The following is a 14,992-nucleotide window of genomic DNA, read 5'->3' on the forward strand; positions in this document are numbered from 1 at the left end:
ACGCCACCCCCTCGCCTCGGTGTATACTGTACGCTTTTTAACAGCACCCGCAGCCACACTTGTCGCCCTGCTGATGCCAGGGCACCCGGAAAACGGTAGGCACTGCCCAATGAGCGACACCACACCCTCACAAGATTTTGCCGCAACGGTTACCCAGCTTGAGACCATTGTGGAACGCCTGGAGTCCGGCGAACTCTCATTGGAAGATGCGTTGACCGCCTTTGAGCAGGGCGTTCGGCTGGCCCGCGATGCCCAGCAGCGCCTCGACAGCGCCGAGCTGAAAGTACGGGCGCTAAGCGAAGCCCCCGACGGTAAGCCGGAAGTCGCCCCGTTTACCGCCGCACCGGATGCCGGTAACGACAGCGAGGAGACGCCGCCATGGTAACCGCCCACGCCTCCCGATTAGCCACGCTGCGCCATGCCAGCAGTACCCGCGTGGATGCCACGCTGGCCGCACTGTTTGATGCCCGGCCAGCAGTGGATGAGCGTTTGGAAGCGGCCATGCGCCACGGTCTCTTGGTAGGCGGCAAACGTCTGCGCCCGCTGCTGGTCTATCTAGCAGGCCAAGCACTGGGGGCCGATGAGGAGGCGTTAGACGCCCCTGCGGCAGCCATCGAGCTGATTCACGCCTACTCGCTGATCCACGACGACCTGCCCGCTATGGATGACGACGACCTGCGGCGCGGCCAACCCACGGTACATAAAGCCTTTGACGAGGCCACCGCCATTTTGGCGGGCGATGCCCTGCAGGCGCTGGCGTTTGAAGTGCTGGCCAGCCGCCCGCACCCGCGCCTGGGTCAGTTAGTCACGACCCTGGCGGTGGCTTCTGGCCGCAACGGGATGGTGGCTGGCCAAGCGCTGGATTTAGCCGCCGTGGGCGGCCATCCGGATGCCGAGGCGATGGCCCATATGCACGCCCATAAAACCGGCGCGCTGATTGTTGCCGCCGTGCGTTTGGGTGGGCTGATCGTGGTTGACGAAAACGACCCGCGTCTGGCGGCGCTGATTCGCTACGCCCGCGCCATTGGGCTAGCCTTCCAGATTCATGACGACATCCTAGATGTGACGGGTGACACCGCCACGCTGGGCAAAATTTCCGGCGCTGATGCCGCCCGCGCCAAGCCTACTTACCCAAGCCTACTGGGGCTGGCGGGGGCGCAGCGCAAAGCGAACATGCTTATTGACGAGGCCATTGCCGCCCTCGCCCCGTTAGGCGAGCAGGCCGCACCCCTGGCTGACCTTGCCCACTATATGATCGAGCGCGACCACTAACACATGCCTATGAAGCTGTTCGACGAGATACCCCGCGAGCGCCCGGCGACGCCACTGCTCGACTCCTTTGACCACCCCGCCGCGCTGCGGGCCATGAATGCTAAGCAGCTCGCCCAGCTAGCCGATGAGCTGCGCGCCTACCTGCTGTACAGCGTCGGCGTTACCGGCGGCCACTTTGGCGCAGGTCTGGGCGTTGTTGAGCTAAGCGTTGCATTGCACAACGCCTTTCACACGCCGAAAGACCGCCTAGTGTGGGACGTGGGGCATCAAGCCTACCCGCATAAAATCCTCACCGGGCGGCGCGATGCCATGCTGAGCATCCGCCAGCACGGCGGCTTGGCGGCGTTTCCCCGCCGAGCGGAGTCCGAATACGACACCTTTGGTGTGGGCCACTCCAGCACCTCCATCTCGGCGGCGCTGGGCATGGCCCTGGCCGCCCAGGCGCAGAACGACCCGCGCCGGGTGTGCGCCATTATTGGCGACGGCGCGCTCACCGCAGGGATGGCGTTTGAAGCGCTGGCCCACGCTGGCCACGTCAACGCCAACATGCTGGTGGTGTTGAACGACAACGAGATGTCGATCTCCGAAAACGTCGGCGGCATTGCCACGTATTTAGCACGGGTGCTCTCCAGCAAGCCCTACCTCAAAATGCGTGAGGAGGGTAAAAAGGTGCTCTCCCACCTGCCGGGCGCCCTGGAGCTTGCCAAGCGTACCGAAGAGCACATGAAGGGCATGGTCAGCCCCGCCACGCTGTTCGAAGAGATGGGTTTCCACTACGTCGGCCCCATCGACGGCCACGACTTAGAGGCGCTGACCCAAACGCTGCGTAACCTGCGCGACCAAAAAGGCCCACAGTTCCTGCATATCAAAACGGTCAAAGGGAAAGGCTTCCTGCCCGCCGAAGCAGACCAGATTGGCTACCACGCGATCACCAAGCTGGAAAAAACCAGCACGACGGTGAGCGCCCCGCTGGTGAGCAAAGCGGCCACCCCCAGCGCGCCGAAGAACGTCCTGAAGAAAAAGTACTGCAACGTGTTTGGCGATTGGCTGTGCGATATGGCCGCCGCCGACTCACGGCTGATGGGCATTACCCCTGCCATGGGTGAAGGCTCGGACCTGATTCGCTTCTCGCAAACCTACCCCGAGCGCTACTTCGATGTCGCCATTGCCGAGCAGCACGCGGTCACCCTAGCTGCCGGTATGGCCTGCGAAGGCATGAAGCCAGTGGTGGCGATCTACTCCACCTTCCTGCAGCGCGGCTACGACCAGTTGATTCACGACGTGGCGGTGCAGGATCTGGACGTCACCTTCGCCATCGACCGGGCAGGCCTGGTAGGAGAAGACGGCCCCACTCACCACGGCAGTATGGATCTCTCATTCCTGCGCTGCGTACCAGGCATGGTGATTCTGGCACCTGCCGATGAAGCCGAGTGCCGCGCCATGCTCAGCGCCGCCTACCACCACCCTGGCCCGGCCGCCGTGCGCTACCCGCGCGGCACCGGCCCTGGTGCCGCTATTCCCGAACACCTGGAGCCGCTCGCCATTGGCCAAGCACAGGTGCGCCGCGAGAGCACCAGCGACGGTGTGCGCATTGCACTGCTGGCGTTTGGCAGCGTGAACAGCGCCGCCGCCGAAGTGGCTGAAAAGCTCAACGCCACTCATATCAATATGCGCTCGGTGAAACCGCTGGACCGGGACACCGTGCTCCACGCGGCGGACGAGCATGAACTGCTGGTTACCCTCGAGGAGAACGTGATCGCAGGCGGTGCGGGCAGCGCGGTGAACGAACTGCTCAACGCCGAAGGCGTCCAGGTGGAGGTGCTGAACCTAGGCCTACCCGACGCCTTTGTGGAACACGGCACCCCTGCCGAGCTGCTGCGCGACTGCGGCCTGGATGCCGAAGGCATCGAGCGCGCCATTCGCGCCCGGCTGCCGTAACCCGCGCGTGCGCTCCACGCGATTTTTAACCTACTGAGATAGCTATGTTATTGCTGATTGTTCTGTTTGGTTTGATTGGTCTTGCCGCCGGTGGTCCCATTGGCCTGCTGGTGGGGGGCGGCCTTGGCTGGTGGCTGGGTCGGCGCATTAGTCGCCGCCTGTACGCGGCCCGCATGCAGCTTCAAGAGGGCTTTTTGGAGTCGATTTTCTCGGTGATGGGCTGTCTTTGCCAAGCGGATGGCAAGGTCACCGAGGGCGAGCTTGGCGTGGCCGAAAAGCTTTTCGATCAAATGCGCCTGCAGGGCGAGCACCGCGCCAAGGCCCGCGCCGCTTTCGAGCGTGGCCGTGGCGACGACTTCAACCTGGAAGCCGAGCTGGCCAAGGTCAACCGCCTCACCCAGCGCCAGCCAGTGCTGCGCCAGGTGTTTTTGCAGGTACAGCTCAGCGCGATTGCCGCCGATGGCGTGCTGCACCCCGCCGAGCACGAGATGATTCTGCGCGTTGCCCGGGGCATTGGCTGTAGCGACGCTGAGGTACAGCAAATCGAAGCCATGCTCCACGGTGCGGCCGCGAATTCCCAAGGGGCCAGCGAAGAAGCCTTAAAAGATGCTTACCGCGTTCTTGGGGTATCAGAAGACGCCAGCGATGCCGAGATTAAGAAAGCCTACCGCCGCCTGATGAGTCAAAACCATCCAGACAAACTGGCGGGGAAAGGCCTGCCGGAGAGCATGCGCGAAGTGGCCCAGGCGCGCACCAGTGAAATCGGCAACGCCTACGAGCGCATCCGCGCTGCCCGCGGCCAGTAGCCCGTGACAGGCTTTCAGGGAGTCGCTACATTGAAAGCGTTATTGTGAAAGCGCCACTGTGCCGCCTGGAGCCACCGAATGATCACGCTATACAGCTTCCCCAACTCCCGCTCGCTACGCGCCGCTTGGACGCTTGAAGAGCTGGGCCTGGAGTACCAGTGCCACCATGTGGCGCTGGATAAAGGCGAAGGGCAAAGTACTGAGCACCTTGCCCGTCACCCGGATGGTAAGGTGCCGGTGCTGGAAGATGGCGAGCTACTGCTGTTTGAGTCCGCGCCTATCTGCCGATACCTTGCAGAACAGTATGGAGACGGCAACTTGCTGCCAAACAGCGCTGCCGAGCGCGCCCAGGTCGACCAGTGGCTCAGCTTTATCATTACCGAGATCGAGCAGCCGCTGTGGCTGCAGGCCAAGCACAAATTCGCCCTGCCCCAGGATAAGCGCGTGCCTTCGGTTCTGCCCACCGCAGCCTGGGAGTTCCAGCGAGCGCTGCTAGCGCTAGAGCGGCGCTATCACGGCCAGGAAACGCTGGTCGGCGACACCTTCACCCTGGCAGATCTTTTCCTCACCCATACGCTTACCTGGGCAGCCAGCATGAAGCACCGCCTGCCGGAACCGCTGGCAGCCTACCGCGCCCGCCACGCCAACCGCCCAACGCTGGCCCGCGCCGCCGAAAAAGAGCAGGCGGCGGCGCAGGCTACTTAATTACATCGCGTTAGGCGCAGGCAACCGGGGCGGCACCTGTGCTTTGCTGCCTTCCGCACGGGCGGCTCCCCAGGCGCTTTCCACCCCACCTGGGAAGCCGCTGCGCTGGCTGTAATCCGGCGTGATGCCGCCCTGGTAGGCATGGCGCTGGCTCAGCGCTTTGGCGCAGCTATAATCCACCACCGTCAGCACGCCTACCGCAGTGAGTGCTAAATAGAGATTCTCTTTGTGCGCTGTGTGGCGCTTTAAGGCAAAGGTGAGCACGGAAAAGTCCAACACATCCCCCACCACGCGGCTCCAAATCGCGTTGGTCGGGTTATCCGATAGTGCGCCGATACCGCTGACAATCTCCCGCGCACCGCAAGCGCGTATCTTCTTGTTGTCACGGTGGGGCATCCCCAGCGCACGGCCCAACCGGCGCGGAGCCACCAGCTGATACAGCCCCACTCCCAGACTTAGCCAACCCAAGCCCCTAGCTAATTTGTCCGCTGGCGACATCGAACGCGTTGCGCGGGAATAGCGTTTCATCGATGTTTTCATGCTCTTCTCCCTGTGCAGTATCACGGCTTCAGAATGACTTTGACGCAGCCATCCTGTTTATCCCGAAAGGTTTGATACATCTCAGGCCCCTGGGCTAAATCCACCGAGTGGGTAATCACAAACGAAGGGTCAATCTGGCCTTCATCAATGCGCCGCAGCAGGTCATCCGTCCAGCGGTTGACATGGGTTTGCCCGGTTCGCACGGTGAGCCCCTTGTTCATCAGCGCCCCCATTGGGATTTTATCGACCAGCCCGCCATACACCCCAGGGATCGACAAAATACCCGCCGGACGGCAAACATAAATCATCTCGCGCAGCACGTGGGCACGATCGGTTTCCAGCCACATGGCTTGTTTGACGCGGTCGTACACCGAGTCCAGCGAGCGCGTGGCGTGGGCTTCCAGCCCCACCGCATCGATACACTTCTCCGGCCCTTTACCGTGGGTCAGTTCCTGCAGCCTGCCCAGCACGCTTTCGTGGGCAAAGTTAATGGTGATCGCGCCACCGGCAGCGGCCATCGAGAGCCGCTCGGGCACGTTATCAATCACCACGACCTGTTTGGCGCCCAGCAGCACCGCGCTACGCACGCAGAACTGGCCAACCGGGCCTGCCCCCCAGATCACCACGGTATCGGTAGGTTGAATGTCGCACTGCACGGCGGCCTGCCAGCCAGTGGGGAAAATATCCCCCAGAAACAGCACCTGCTCATCGGTAAGCGTATCGGGCACTTTAATATGGGTGGTGTCGGCAAAAGGTACGCGCACAAACTCGGCCTGGCCGCCCGCATAGCCGCCGGTGAGTTGGGAATAGCCAAACAGCCCGGCGCCGCCATGACCAAAGACTTTATCCGCCAGGGATTTATTACGGTTGGAGCACTCGCAAACCGAGTAGTTGCCGCGCTGGCACTGCTCGCATTCGCCGCAAAAAATGGTGAAGGGCACCACCACCCGATCGCCCACCTTGAGACTTTTCGTCTCACTGCCCACTTCCATCACTTCGCCCATAAACTCGTGGCCAAGGACATCGCCACAGGACATACCGGGCATATAGTGGTCGTAGAGGTGCAGGTCAGAGCCGCAGATGGCGCAGCTACTGACATTGATAATGGCGTCGCGGGGGTGTTCAATCGCAGGGTCGGGCACGGTGTCGTAACGAACATCGTTCTTACCGTGCCAACAAAGTGCTTTCATGGTTGCTTCTCCTTACCTGGGTACGCATAGCCTCCTGCCATGTATCACCATAGCCCAGACTTCCGGCAACCAAAGTTAAGAAAAGCATTTTTATGGGCGTTCGACGACAATCACGCCCTTTTTAGAGCAATTTAAGTTAAAACAATGAGCAGCAGCCACCAACCTAGCCCTTACGCTCAATATCCACGTCGCTGGCCTGGGTGAAATCATCCAGTGCCATCATGTGGCCGAGCTTGCCCGCCTTGGTGGAGAGGTACTGCTCGTTGTGGGGATTGAGGCCGGTGGTGATGGGCAGCCGCTCGACGACGTTGACGCCGTCGCGGGTTAGCGCATCCACCTTACGGGGGTTGTTGGTCATCAGCTTAAGCGCGGAGACCCCCAAGTGATTGAGCATGGGCACGCAGAGGTCGTAGCGGCGCATATCGGCACCGAAGCCGAGCTGCTCATTGGCCTCCACGGTATCGGCCCCCTGGTCCTGCAGATGATAGGCGCGAATTTTATTAAGCAGGCCGATGCCACGCCCTTCCTGGCGTAAATAGAGCAGCACGCCGCGCCCCTCTTCCGCAATACGCTTCAGCGCCTCTTGCAGCTGGTAGCCGCAGTCGCAGCGCATGGAGAACAGCGCATCGCCGGTTAAGCATTCGGAGTGCACGCGCCCTAGCACCGGCTCGCCACTGTCCACATCGCCCAGGGTTAAGGCGATATGATCTTTACCCGTGGCGTCGTCTTCGAAGCCGTGCATAGTGAATGTGGCCCAGGGAGTGGGCAGCCGAGAGGCAGCAATGAAGCGAATGGTCACAGGTTTCCTCGCTGATTAACCAAACCAGTTAACCACACCAGTGTTGGCGAAGTGGGCGGATAGTTTACCAGGAAGCCGCGCTGGCCTCACGGTCTTAGCGGGGTGCGACGATTTTTGCCACTACTGACGCCGCCACCACGCCGATCTTCACGTACAATTCCTATCTTCGGGTACGATGACTCCCTTACAATGCGGGCAAATTTCTCAAGAGCAAGTATTTATGACCACCACACCTTTGCAAAACGACCGTTTTCTTCGCGCGCTGGCTTGCCAGCCCGTCGACCGCACTCCGGTGTGGATGATGCGTCAAGCGGGCCGCTACCTGCCGGAGTACCGCGCCAGCCGTGCCGATGCAGGCAGTTTTATGGACCTGTGCCGCAATCATGATCTGGCTTGCGAAGTGACCCTGCAACCCCTGGAGCGCTACCCGCTCGACGCTGCGATTCTGTTTTCGGATATTTTGACCATCCCCGACGCCATGGGGCTGGGCCTCTACTTCGAAACCGGCGAAGGGCCTAAATTCAAAAAAACCGTGCGTACCCCGGAAGAAGTGGCGGCGCTGACCGTACCGAACGCCGAGCGTGACCTGGACTACGTGATGCGGGCGGTGTCCACCATCCGCCGCGAGCTGAATGGCCGCGTACCGCTGATTGGCTTCTCCGGCAGCCCCTGGACACTGGCGACGTATATGGTGGAAGGCGGCTCCAGCAAGGATTTCCGCCACCTGAAAACCATGCTCTACGACACGCCGGACACCATGCATCAGCTGCTGGATACCCTGGCGCAGGCGGTCACCGACTACCTGAATGCCCAGATCCGCGCGGGTGCACAGGCGGTTCAGATTTTCGACACCTGGGGCGGTGCGCTCTCCACGCCTGCCTACCTGGAGTTCTCGCTGCGCTATATGGAACAGATCGTCTCCGGCCTGATTCGTGAACACGATGGCCGTCGCGTGCCGGTCATTCTGTTTACCAAAAACGGTGGCCAGTGGCTGGAGCATATCGCCTGTGCCGGTGCCGATGCCCTGGGGATCGACTGGTCCACCGAGCTTTCCGACGCCCGCGCCCGTGTCGGCCATAAAGTCGCGCTACAGGGCAATCTGGACCCCAACGTGCTGTTCGCCCGCCCCTCGGCCATTCGTGCCGAAGTGGCCCGCGTGCTGGAGAGCTACGGCCACGGCCCTGGCCACGTGTTTAACCTGGGCCACGGTATTAGCCAGTTTACCAACCCCGATCATGTCACCGCCTTCATGGAGGCGCTGCACGACTTAAGCCCGCAATACCATCAGGGCATTCCGACCCAATCGAACGACCAATGCCCAGGAGCACAGCAATGAGCGACTTACGCGACGACCAGTGGTTCACCGAAGTTTTTGATAGCCACGGCAGCGCTTTCTCGCTGAAAGTGACCGAAAAACTGCTGGATGTGCAGAGCCCCTACCAGCACCTAGAAGTGTACGCCACCGAAACCTACGGCAACCTGATGGTACTGGATGGCTGCGTGATGCTGACCGATCGCGACAACTTCCTCTACCACGAAATGATTGCCCATCCGGCACTGTTCACCCATCAAGACCCCAAGCGGGTAGTGATCATTGGCGGCGGCGACTGCGGCACGCTGAAAGAAGTGCTGCGCCATCCGGGCGTTGAGAAAGTTACCCAGATCGATATTGATGAAGAAGTGACCAAGGCCGCCGAGCGCTTCTTCCCATCACTGGTGGAAGCCAACGGCGACCCTCGCGCCGAGCTGCTGTTTGCCGACGGCGTAAAGTGGGTCGATGACGCCGCCGATGAGAGCATCGACGTGTTGATCATCGATTCCACCGACCCGGTCGGCCCCGCCGAAGGCCTGTTTAAAACCGACTTTTTGAAGCGCTGCCACCGCATTCTGAAAAGCGGCGGCGTGATGGTGCAGCAGAGCGAGTCACCGCTGTATCACAGCGGCTCAATCATCCGCGAACTGCGTAACGACATGCGCGAAGCGGGCTTTGATAGCGTGGCCACGCTGCCCTTCCCTCAGCCGGTTTACCCCTCCGGCTGGTGGAGCGTGACGCTGGCAGGCAAAGGCACCAACGTTGAAAGCTTCCGCGAAGAGGCGGCCGCCAGCCACAACATGCCGCTACAGTACTACACCGTAGAGGCCCACCGTGGTGCCCTGGCGTTGCCGCCCTTTATGCGTAAAGCCTTTGCGTAACGTCACCATAACGACATGCACTAGGCCGGGCACTGCTCGGCCTTTTTACTAGCTCTTTAACGCTCTCTAAAGGTGCACCACCTAGCCACTGGCTTACGTTTTGCACCACGACCTTCGTCAAATCCGCTGATTTTACGTTGAAAAGCGCTGAATTTGACGGCATATCTTTCTTGGCACCTTCCTTGCTAGCTTTTAGTGATGCATCACCATGCATAACGACATTAAATCGAGGAAGGGGAACAAACATGATCAATAAGAAACACCTGGTACTGCTCGCCTCAGCGGGTGCCATCTCCCTCGCCGGTATCGCCACCGCACAAGCCAATACGTTAGAAGATACCCGCGAGCGCGGTGCTGTGCAGTGTGGCGTTAGCGACGGCCTACCAGGTTTTTCCGCCCCAGATGATAGCGGTAACTGGCAGGGCCTCGACGTTGACGTATGTCGCGCCGTTGCTGCAGCGGTACTGGGCGACGCGGATGCCGTCAACTACATCTCCCTGAATGCTGTTGAGCGTTTCACCGCGCTGCAGTCTGGCGAAGTGGATGTACTGTCCCGTAACACCACTTGGACCACTACCCGTGACACCACCCTGGGCCTGAACTTCACCGGCGTTACCTTCTACGACGGTATCGGCTTCATGGTGAACAAGGATTTAGGTATTAGCAGCGCAGACGAGCTCGATGGCGCCGCGATCTGTATCCAGTCTGGTACTACCACCGAGCTTAACGTCGCCGACTACTTCCGTGCCAATGGCATGGAGTTTGACCCCATCGTATTCGACACGTCTGAGCAAACCGTGGGCGGCTTCCAAGCTGGCCGCTGTGACGTGCTGACCTCCGACACTTCTCAGCTAGCGGCCTTACGTATCCAGCTCGACAACCCCTCTGCCGCGATGATTCTGCCTGACATCATCTCCAAAGAGCCGCTGGGCCCAGTGGTACGTCAAGGCGACGATGAGTGGTTCAACATCGTGAAATGGTCGCTGTTCGCCATGATCAACGGTGAAGAGTATGGCATTACCAGCGAAAACGTTGACGAGATGCTCAACTCAGACAACCCGGATATTGCTCGCCTGCTGGGTCAGGACGGCAACTACGGTGAAGGTATGGGCTTAGAAGCCGACTGGGCTTACAACATTCTGAGCCAAGTAGGTAACTACGGCGAAAGCTTTGATCGCAACGTAGGCATGGGCTCACCGCTGGAAATTGAGCGTGGTATTAACGCTCTGTGGACCCAAGGCGGCATTCAGTACGCACCGCCGATTCGCTAAGCGTCTCGCTTGACCCCGGCCCGCCGCTCCCTCTTAACAGGGAATGGCGGGCCATCTGATTGACCTGCCGTATCGCGGAGACGCCATCCATGTCTGTAAGACCTAATGCTCGCCCGGTTGGCCACAAGCCACCGTTTTGGCGAGACCGCGCCAAGCGTGCGCTCATTTTCCAGTGTCTATTGATTGCCGCTGTCATTGTGTTTCTGTTCTATATTGTCGGCAATGTTCAAGACAACTTATCCTCACGGGGTATCACCACCGGCTTTGGTTTCCTAAACAATACCGCCGGTTTTGGGATCGTGCAGAGTCTGATCGACTACTCCTCCCAAAGCACCTACGGCCGCACCTTCTTGGTTGGCCTACTGAATACATTGCTTGTAGGCGGATTAGGTGTCATCGCCGCCACTATTATTGGCTTTATTGTCGGTATCGCTCGCTTATCGCCCAACTGGCTGATCTCCAAGTTGGCGGCGGCATACATTGAAACGTTTCGTAATATCCCGCTGCTGCTGCAGATCTTTTTCTGGTACTTCGCCGTGCTGCGGGCGCTACCCAGTGCAAGAGACAGCCTTGCCTTTGGGGAAGCCATTTTCCTCAACGTGCGCGGGCTTTACCTGCCTGAACCGCTGTTTGAGTCCGGCTTCGGGCTGATTCCCGTGACCTTTGTGGTAGCCATTGTCGCCAGTATCGCGCTGGTCATATGGGCAAAGCGCCGCCAGGAAGCCACGGGGCAACGCATTCCTGCCTACTGGATTTCTTTTGCGCTGATTTTTGGCCTACCGCTTTTCGTCATGGTGGTGACTGGCGTGCCCATCACCTGGGAAATGCCTGAACTGAAGGGCTTTAACTTCCGCGGCGGTATTACGGTCATTCCTGAATTCCTGGCGCTATGGTTTGCACTGTCGATCTATACCGCTTCGTTTATTGCTGAAATTGTGCGCTCAGGCATCCAGGCCATTTCTCATGGCCAAACCGAAGCTGCACAGGCACTTAGCCTACCGCGCAATTTGGTCCTGCGTTTAGTGGTTATTCCCCAGGCGCTGAGGGTCATTATTCCGCCATTAACAAGCCAGTACCTGAACCTGATTAAAAACTCGTCGCTAGCCACCGCCATTGGCTACCCGGACCTGGTCTCGGTATTTGCCGGCACTACGCTCAACCAGACAGGTCAAGCCATTGAGGTCATTGCCATGACCATGGCCGTCTATCTGACCATTAGCCTGCTGGTGTCTATGTTTATGAACTGGTTCAACGCCCGCGTGGCACTGGTTGAACGCTAGGTTGAGGCGAGGAGTCACAGATGATTCATAACAAGACAATGATTGAGCAGCGACCAGCGCCCAGTAGCTCTGTGGGGGCTGTTGCCTGGCTGCGCACTAACCTATTTAACGGCCCGGTGAATACCCTCTTCACCTTAATCGGCCTCTATATTCTCTACCTGTTGGTGGTGCCTACCGTGCAGTGGGCGCTGATCAACGCCGACTGGATCGGCACTACCCGTGACGACTGCTCCCGCGAAGGCGCCTGCTGGGTGTTTATCAATGCACGCATCACCCAGTTCATTTATGGCCTGTACCCCAACGAGGAGATCTGGCGCGCCAATATTGTGTTTGCCATGTTCTTTGCCTTGATTGGTTGGCTAGCCATACCGCGCCTGCCAGCTAAGCGCTGGGTCGCCATTTTTGCGCTGATTGTTTTCCCGATTCTGTCCTTTGTACTGCTCCACGGCGGCTACTTTGACCTTCCCCAAGTGCCCACGCACCGCTGGGGCGGCTTAATGCTGACCCTACTGCTGGCTACCGTCGGCATGGTAGGCGCCCTACCTATCGGCATCGTGTTGGCTCTGGGGCGGCGCTCTAATATGCCAATCGTTAAGAGCTTCTGCGTGGTGTTTATCGAGTTTTGGCGTGGCGTACCGCTGATCACTGTGCTGTTTATGGCCTCGGTGATGCTGCCACTCTTCCTGCCTTCTGAAATGAACGTGGACCGCTTAGTGCGAGCGCTGATTGGCTTAACCCTGTTCCAGAGCGCTTATATGGCTGAGGTAATTCGCGGTGGTTTGCAGGCGATTCCCAAAGGCCAGGAGGAAGCAGCGGCAGCCCTTGGTATGACCTACTGGAAACGGATGGGGCTGATTATCCTTCCCCAAGCGTTGAAGATGATGATTCCCGGTATTGTGAATACGTTTATCTCACTGTTTAAAGACACCACGCTGGTGATGATTATCGGGCTTTTTGACCTTCTAGGGGTCGTGCAAGCGGCACTGGCCGACTCACGCTGGCTAGGATTCTCGTTGGAAGGCTATGTATTTGCCGCCTTCATGTTCTGGGTCTTCTGTTTCAGCATGTCGCGCTACAGCCAGTACCTAGAGCGCAAGCTGCATACCGGCCACAAGCGCTAACGCCGCTTTTATTAACGATTTTTAGCAGGATAGTGACATGACTCAAGCAGCCCCCAAGACCAATGATCTGATGGTTGAAATGCGTGGCGTTAACAAGTGGTACGGCGACTTCCACGTGCTGCGCGATATCAACCTAGAAGTTAAACGCGGCGAGCGGATTGTTATTTGCGGGCCATCAGGCTCGGGAAAATCCACCATGATTCGCTGTATCAATCATCTTGAAGAGCACCAAGAAGGCGAAATAGTAGTAGGTGGTGTGCCGCTAACCCAGGACGTTAAACGCATCGAGCAAATTCGCCGCAGCGTGGGCATGGTGTTCCAGCACTTCAACCTATTTCCTCACCTAACCGTACTGGAAAACTGCTGTATCGCGCCGATGTGGGTACAAAAGAAGCCCCGCAAAGAGGCTGAAGAACAGGCCATGCGCTATCTAGAGCGGGTACGCATTGCTGAGCAGGCCAAAAAGTATCCCGGCCAACTCTCCGGCGGCCAGCAGCAGCGTGTAGCCATTGCCCGCTCGCTGTGTATGCATCCAGACGTCATGCTGTTTGACGAGCCCACTTCGGCCCTTGACCCGGAAATGATCAAGGAAGTGCTGGATGTTATGATCGAGCTGGCCGAAGAGGGCATGACCATGCTCTGCGTCACTCACGAAATGGGCTTCGCAAAAACGGTTGCTGACCGCGTGATTTTTATGGACCAAGGGCAAATCATTGAAGAGAACGCACCCGAGCCATTCTTCAACAACCCTCAATCCGAGCGTACCCAGCTCTTCTTGAGCCAGATACTGGGCCATTAACACGACCGACAGCATCATTTGATGCCCAATCTGGGCCTCCTATGAGGCCCATTTTTGTGTCTCCCCGTTACCACATTAAAACGAGTCGCCACATGGAAAAGCTATTTATTGACCGCGCGCCGCAGCCCATCGCCCCGTTTTCGCACGCCTGCCGGGTGGGCGATTTAGTCTTTATCACCGGCCAAATGCCCACGGTGCCCGAAACTAACGAGATGTTGCTGGGCACCTTTACTGAGCAGACGCACCGGGTGATGCAGAACCTTGCCATCGTGCTGGAAGAGGTCGGCAGTAGCTTTGAATACGTTGTGCAGTCGCGGGTGTTCATCACCAACATGGGCCACTTCGATGAAGTGAATAAGGTATATGCCAGCTACTTCCAAAAACCGCTACCCACCCGCACCTGTATCGGCGTGACAGGGCTTGCGGGCGGCGCAGATGTCGAGGTGGATATGATCGCCTGGATTCCCCCCAAAGAAGAAGCCTAGCCACCCACCAACGTAATGCTGGCGGGTAGTAGCGCTGGCTGCTCGCGGTGCTGGGTGAGGGGCTTCTCCGCCAGTGCCGTGAGCAGAATCTGCAACGGGTCACCGTGGCTAACCACCAGCACTGTTTCCCCAGTAAAGCGCTGTTCTAACGCTTCCAGCGCGGCACACATACGCGCGGCTACCCGGCTTACCGGTTCCACCTGCCATTGGGTATGGTCAGCACTCTGAGCATCGAGAGCCCACACTTGCGGGTAGTGGCTATCAGCCTTTCCCTCCAATTCGCCAAAATAGCGCTCACGTAGGCGCACCTCTTGCGCCATGGGCAGCCCAAAAACCTCCGCTACCCTGGCGGCAGTGTGCGTAGTGCGTAAGAAATCCGAATGCACCACCTGCGTAGGAATCGGCCAGTGCCATTGTGCCAGCGCGTCAGTCAACTGCTGCTCGCCCTGCTCTGAGAGTCCGTAGTTGGCCAGGCCTCGCTCTGGCGAGCTGATAATTTTCCCTTGGGCATTAGCTTGGCTATGGCCATGGCGCATAAGGAGATAGCGGTTGCGCCAATGGTAGGAGGGAGTCAGGAAAGTGTTTGACATATC

At 59.0% G+C, this 14,992-nt stretch carries 16 protein-coding genes; 12 read left to right on the top strand and 4 right to left on the bottom strand.

The genetic code is table 11. The features are described from left to right. The first annotated feature begins 109 nt into the window (after nt 1-109). From LG300_RS15415 to LG300_RS15435, 5 genes are all read left to right on the top strand, one after another. Entirely contained in the window at nt 110-385 is a 276-nt protein-coding gene (locus LG300_RS15415; protein ID WP_404376174.1) for an exodeoxyribonuclease VII small subunit, read from the top strand. Continuing rightward, on the top strand, nt 379-1,272 hold the full coding sequence (locus LG300_RS15420; protein WP_404376175.1) for a farnesyl diphosphate synthase: 894 nt from the start codon (nt 379-381) through the stop codon (nt 1,270-1,272). The genes LG300_RS15415 and LG300_RS15420 overlap by 7 nt, the downstream gene beginning before the upstream one ends. A gap of 3 nt (nt 1,273-1,275) precedes the next feature. Next, the gene (gene dxs / locus LG300_RS15425; protein ID WP_404376176.1) at nt 1,276-3,210 is read left to right on the top strand and encodes a 1-deoxy-D-xylulose-5-phosphate synthase; all 1,935 of its coding nucleotides are present in this window, start codon (nt 1,276-1,278) and stop codon (nt 3,208-3,210) included. Between the two features lie 44 nt (nt 3,211-3,254). Beyond that, nucleotides 3,255-4,016: a co-chaperone DjlA gene (gene djlA, locus LG300_RS15430; protein ID WP_404376177.1), complete on the top strand. Its 762-nt coding sequence runs from the start codon at nt 3,255-3,257 to the stop codon at nt 4,014-4,016. Nucleotides 4,017-4,094: 78 nt separating this feature from the next. Further along, the gene (locus LG300_RS15435; RefSeq protein WP_404376178.1) at nt 4,095-4,721 is read left to right on the top strand and encodes a glutathione S-transferase family protein; all 627 of its coding nucleotides are present in this window, start codon (nt 4,095-4,097) and stop codon (nt 4,719-4,721) included. Here the strand turns inward: LG300_RS15435 and LG300_RS15440 are convergent, their stop codons facing one another. From LG300_RS15440 to ribA, 3 genes are all read right to left on the bottom strand, one after another. Further along, complete coding sequence (locus LG300_RS15440; RefSeq protein WP_404376179.1) at nt 4,722-5,261, bottom strand: hypothetical protein; 540 nt, start codon at nt 5,259-5,261, stop codon at nt 4,722-4,724. A gap of 20 nt (nt 5,262-5,281) precedes the next feature. Beyond that, nucleotides 5,282-6,451: a zinc-dependent alcohol dehydrogenase gene (locus LG300_RS15445; RefSeq protein WP_404376180.1), complete on the bottom strand. Its 1,170-nt coding sequence runs from the start codon at nt 6,449-6,451 to the stop codon at nt 5,282-5,284. A 163-nt stretch (nt 6,452-6,614) separates the two neighbouring features. After that, nucleotides 6,615-7,250, bottom strand: a complete 636-nt coding sequence (gene ribA, locus LG300_RS15450; RefSeq protein WP_404376181.1) for a GTP cyclohydrolase II — start codon at nt 7,248-7,250, stop codon at nt 6,615-6,617. 220 nt (nt 7,251-7,470) lie between these two features. Here ribA and hemE point away from each other — a divergent pair, with 220 nt between their 5' ends. From hemE to LG300_RS15485, 7 genes are all read left to right on the top strand, one after another. Continuing rightward, nucleotides 7,471-8,586, top strand: coding sequence for a uroporphyrinogen decarboxylase (hemE, locus tag LG300_RS15455; protein ID WP_404376183.1), 1,116 nt, complete (start codon nt 7,471-7,473; stop codon nt 8,584-8,586). Then, nucleotides 8,583-9,443: a polyamine aminopropyltransferase gene (speE, locus tag LG300_RS15460; RefSeq protein ID WP_404376184.1), complete on the top strand. Its 861-nt coding sequence runs from the start codon at nt 8,583-8,585 to the stop codon at nt 9,441-9,443. The genes hemE and speE overlap by 4 nt, the downstream gene beginning before the upstream one ends. A 245-nt stretch (nt 9,444-9,688) precedes the next feature. Next, a complete protein-coding gene (locus LG300_RS15465; protein WP_404376185.1) occupies nt 9,689-10,714 on the top strand; it encodes an amino acid ABC transporter substrate-binding protein in 1,026 nt (341 codons plus the stop codon). Between the two features lie 89 nt (nt 10,715-10,803). Beyond that, a complete protein-coding gene (locus LG300_RS15470; protein ID WP_404376186.1) occupies nt 10,804-11,994 on the top strand; it encodes an amino acid ABC transporter permease in 1,191 nt (396 codons plus the stop codon). 20 nt (nt 11,995-12,014) lie between these two features. Further along, on the top strand, nt 12,015-13,115 hold the full coding sequence (locus tag LG300_RS15475) for an amino acid ABC transporter permease (RefSeq protein WP_404376187.1): 1,101 nt from the start codon (nt 12,015-12,017) through the stop codon (nt 13,113-13,115). 70 nt (nt 13,116-13,185) lie between these two features. After that, nucleotides 13,186-13,914 (top strand): amino acid ABC transporter ATP-binding protein, encoded by a 729-nt coding sequence (locus tag LG300_RS15480; RefSeq protein WP_404378056.1) that lies wholly within the window; start codon nt 13,186-13,188, stop codon nt 13,912-13,914. Nucleotides 13,915-14,006: 92 nt separating this feature from the next. Next, a complete protein-coding gene (locus tag LG300_RS15485; RefSeq protein ID WP_404376188.1) occupies nt 14,007-14,399 on the top strand; it encodes a RidA family protein in 393 nt (130 codons plus the stop codon). Here LG300_RS15485 and LG300_RS15490 read toward each other — a convergent pair. Continuing rightward, a complete protein-coding gene (locus tag LG300_RS15490; RefSeq protein WP_404376189.1) occupies nt 14,396-14,989 on the bottom strand; it encodes a histidine phosphatase family protein in 594 nt (197 codons plus the stop codon). The genes LG300_RS15485 and LG300_RS15490 overlap by 4 nt on opposite strands. Nucleotides 14,990-14,992: the final 3 nt, after the last annotated feature.

The sequence above is a fragment of the Vreelandella aquamarina genome (genome assembly GCF_044805175.1).
In the GTDB taxonomy this organism is placed as follows: domain Bacteria; phylum Pseudomonadota; class Gammaproteobacteria; order Pseudomonadales; family Halomonadaceae; genus Vreelandella; species Vreelandella aquamarina_B.

Coding starts and splice junctions, on each gene's coding strand:
- speE (WP_404376184.1), top strand. CDS start 8,583: ATGAGCGACTTACGCGACGACCAGTGGTTCACCGAAGTTTTTGATAGC.
- LG300_RS15485 (WP_404376188.1), top strand. CDS start 14,007: ATGGAAAAGCTATTTATTGACCGCGCGCCGCAGCCCATCGCCCCGTTT.
- djlA (WP_404376177.1), top strand. CDS start 3,255: ATGTTATTGCTGATTGTTCTGTTTGGTTTGATTGGTCTTGCCGCCGGT.
- LG300_RS15480 (WP_404378056.1), top strand. CDS start 13,186: ATGGTTGAAATGCGTGGCGTTAACAAGTGGTACGGCGACTTCCACGTG.
- LG300_RS15490 (WP_404376189.1), bottom strand. CDS start 14,989: ATGTCAAACACTTTCCTGACTCCCTCCTACCATTGGCGCAACCGCTAT.
- dxs (WP_404376176.1), top strand. CDS start 1,276: ATGCCTATGAAGCTGTTCGACGAGATACCCCGCGAGCGCCCGGCGACG.
- LG300_RS15475 (WP_404376187.1), top strand. CDS start 12,015: ATGATTCATAACAAGACAATGATTGAGCAGCGACCAGCGCCCAGTAGC.
- LG300_RS15420 (WP_404376175.1), top strand. CDS start 379: ATGGTAACCGCCCACGCCTCCCGATTAGCCACGCTGCGCCATGCCAGC.
- hemE (WP_404376183.1), top strand. CDS start 7,471: ATGACCACCACACCTTTGCAAAACGACCGTTTTCTTCGCGCGCTGGCT.
- LG300_RS15465 (WP_404376185.1), top strand. CDS start 9,689: ATGATCAATAAGAAACACCTGGTACTGCTCGCCTCAGCGGGTGCCATC.
- LG300_RS15415 (WP_404376174.1), top strand. CDS start 110: ATGAGCGACACCACACCCTCACAAGATTTTGCCGCAACGGTTACCCAG.
- LG300_RS15445 (WP_404376180.1), bottom strand. CDS start 6,451: ATGAAAGCACTTTGTTGGCACGGTAAGAACGATGTTCGTTACGACACC.
- LG300_RS15440 (WP_404376179.1), bottom strand. CDS start 5,261: ATGAAAACATCGATGAAACGCTATTCCCGCGCAACGCGTTCGATGTCG.
- LG300_RS15470 (WP_404376186.1), top strand. CDS start 10,804: ATGTCTGTAAGACCTAATGCTCGCCCGGTTGGCCACAAGCCACCGTTT.
- LG300_RS15435 (WP_404376178.1), top strand. CDS start 4,095: ATGATCACGCTATACAGCTTCCCCAACTCCCGCTCGCTACGCGCCGCT.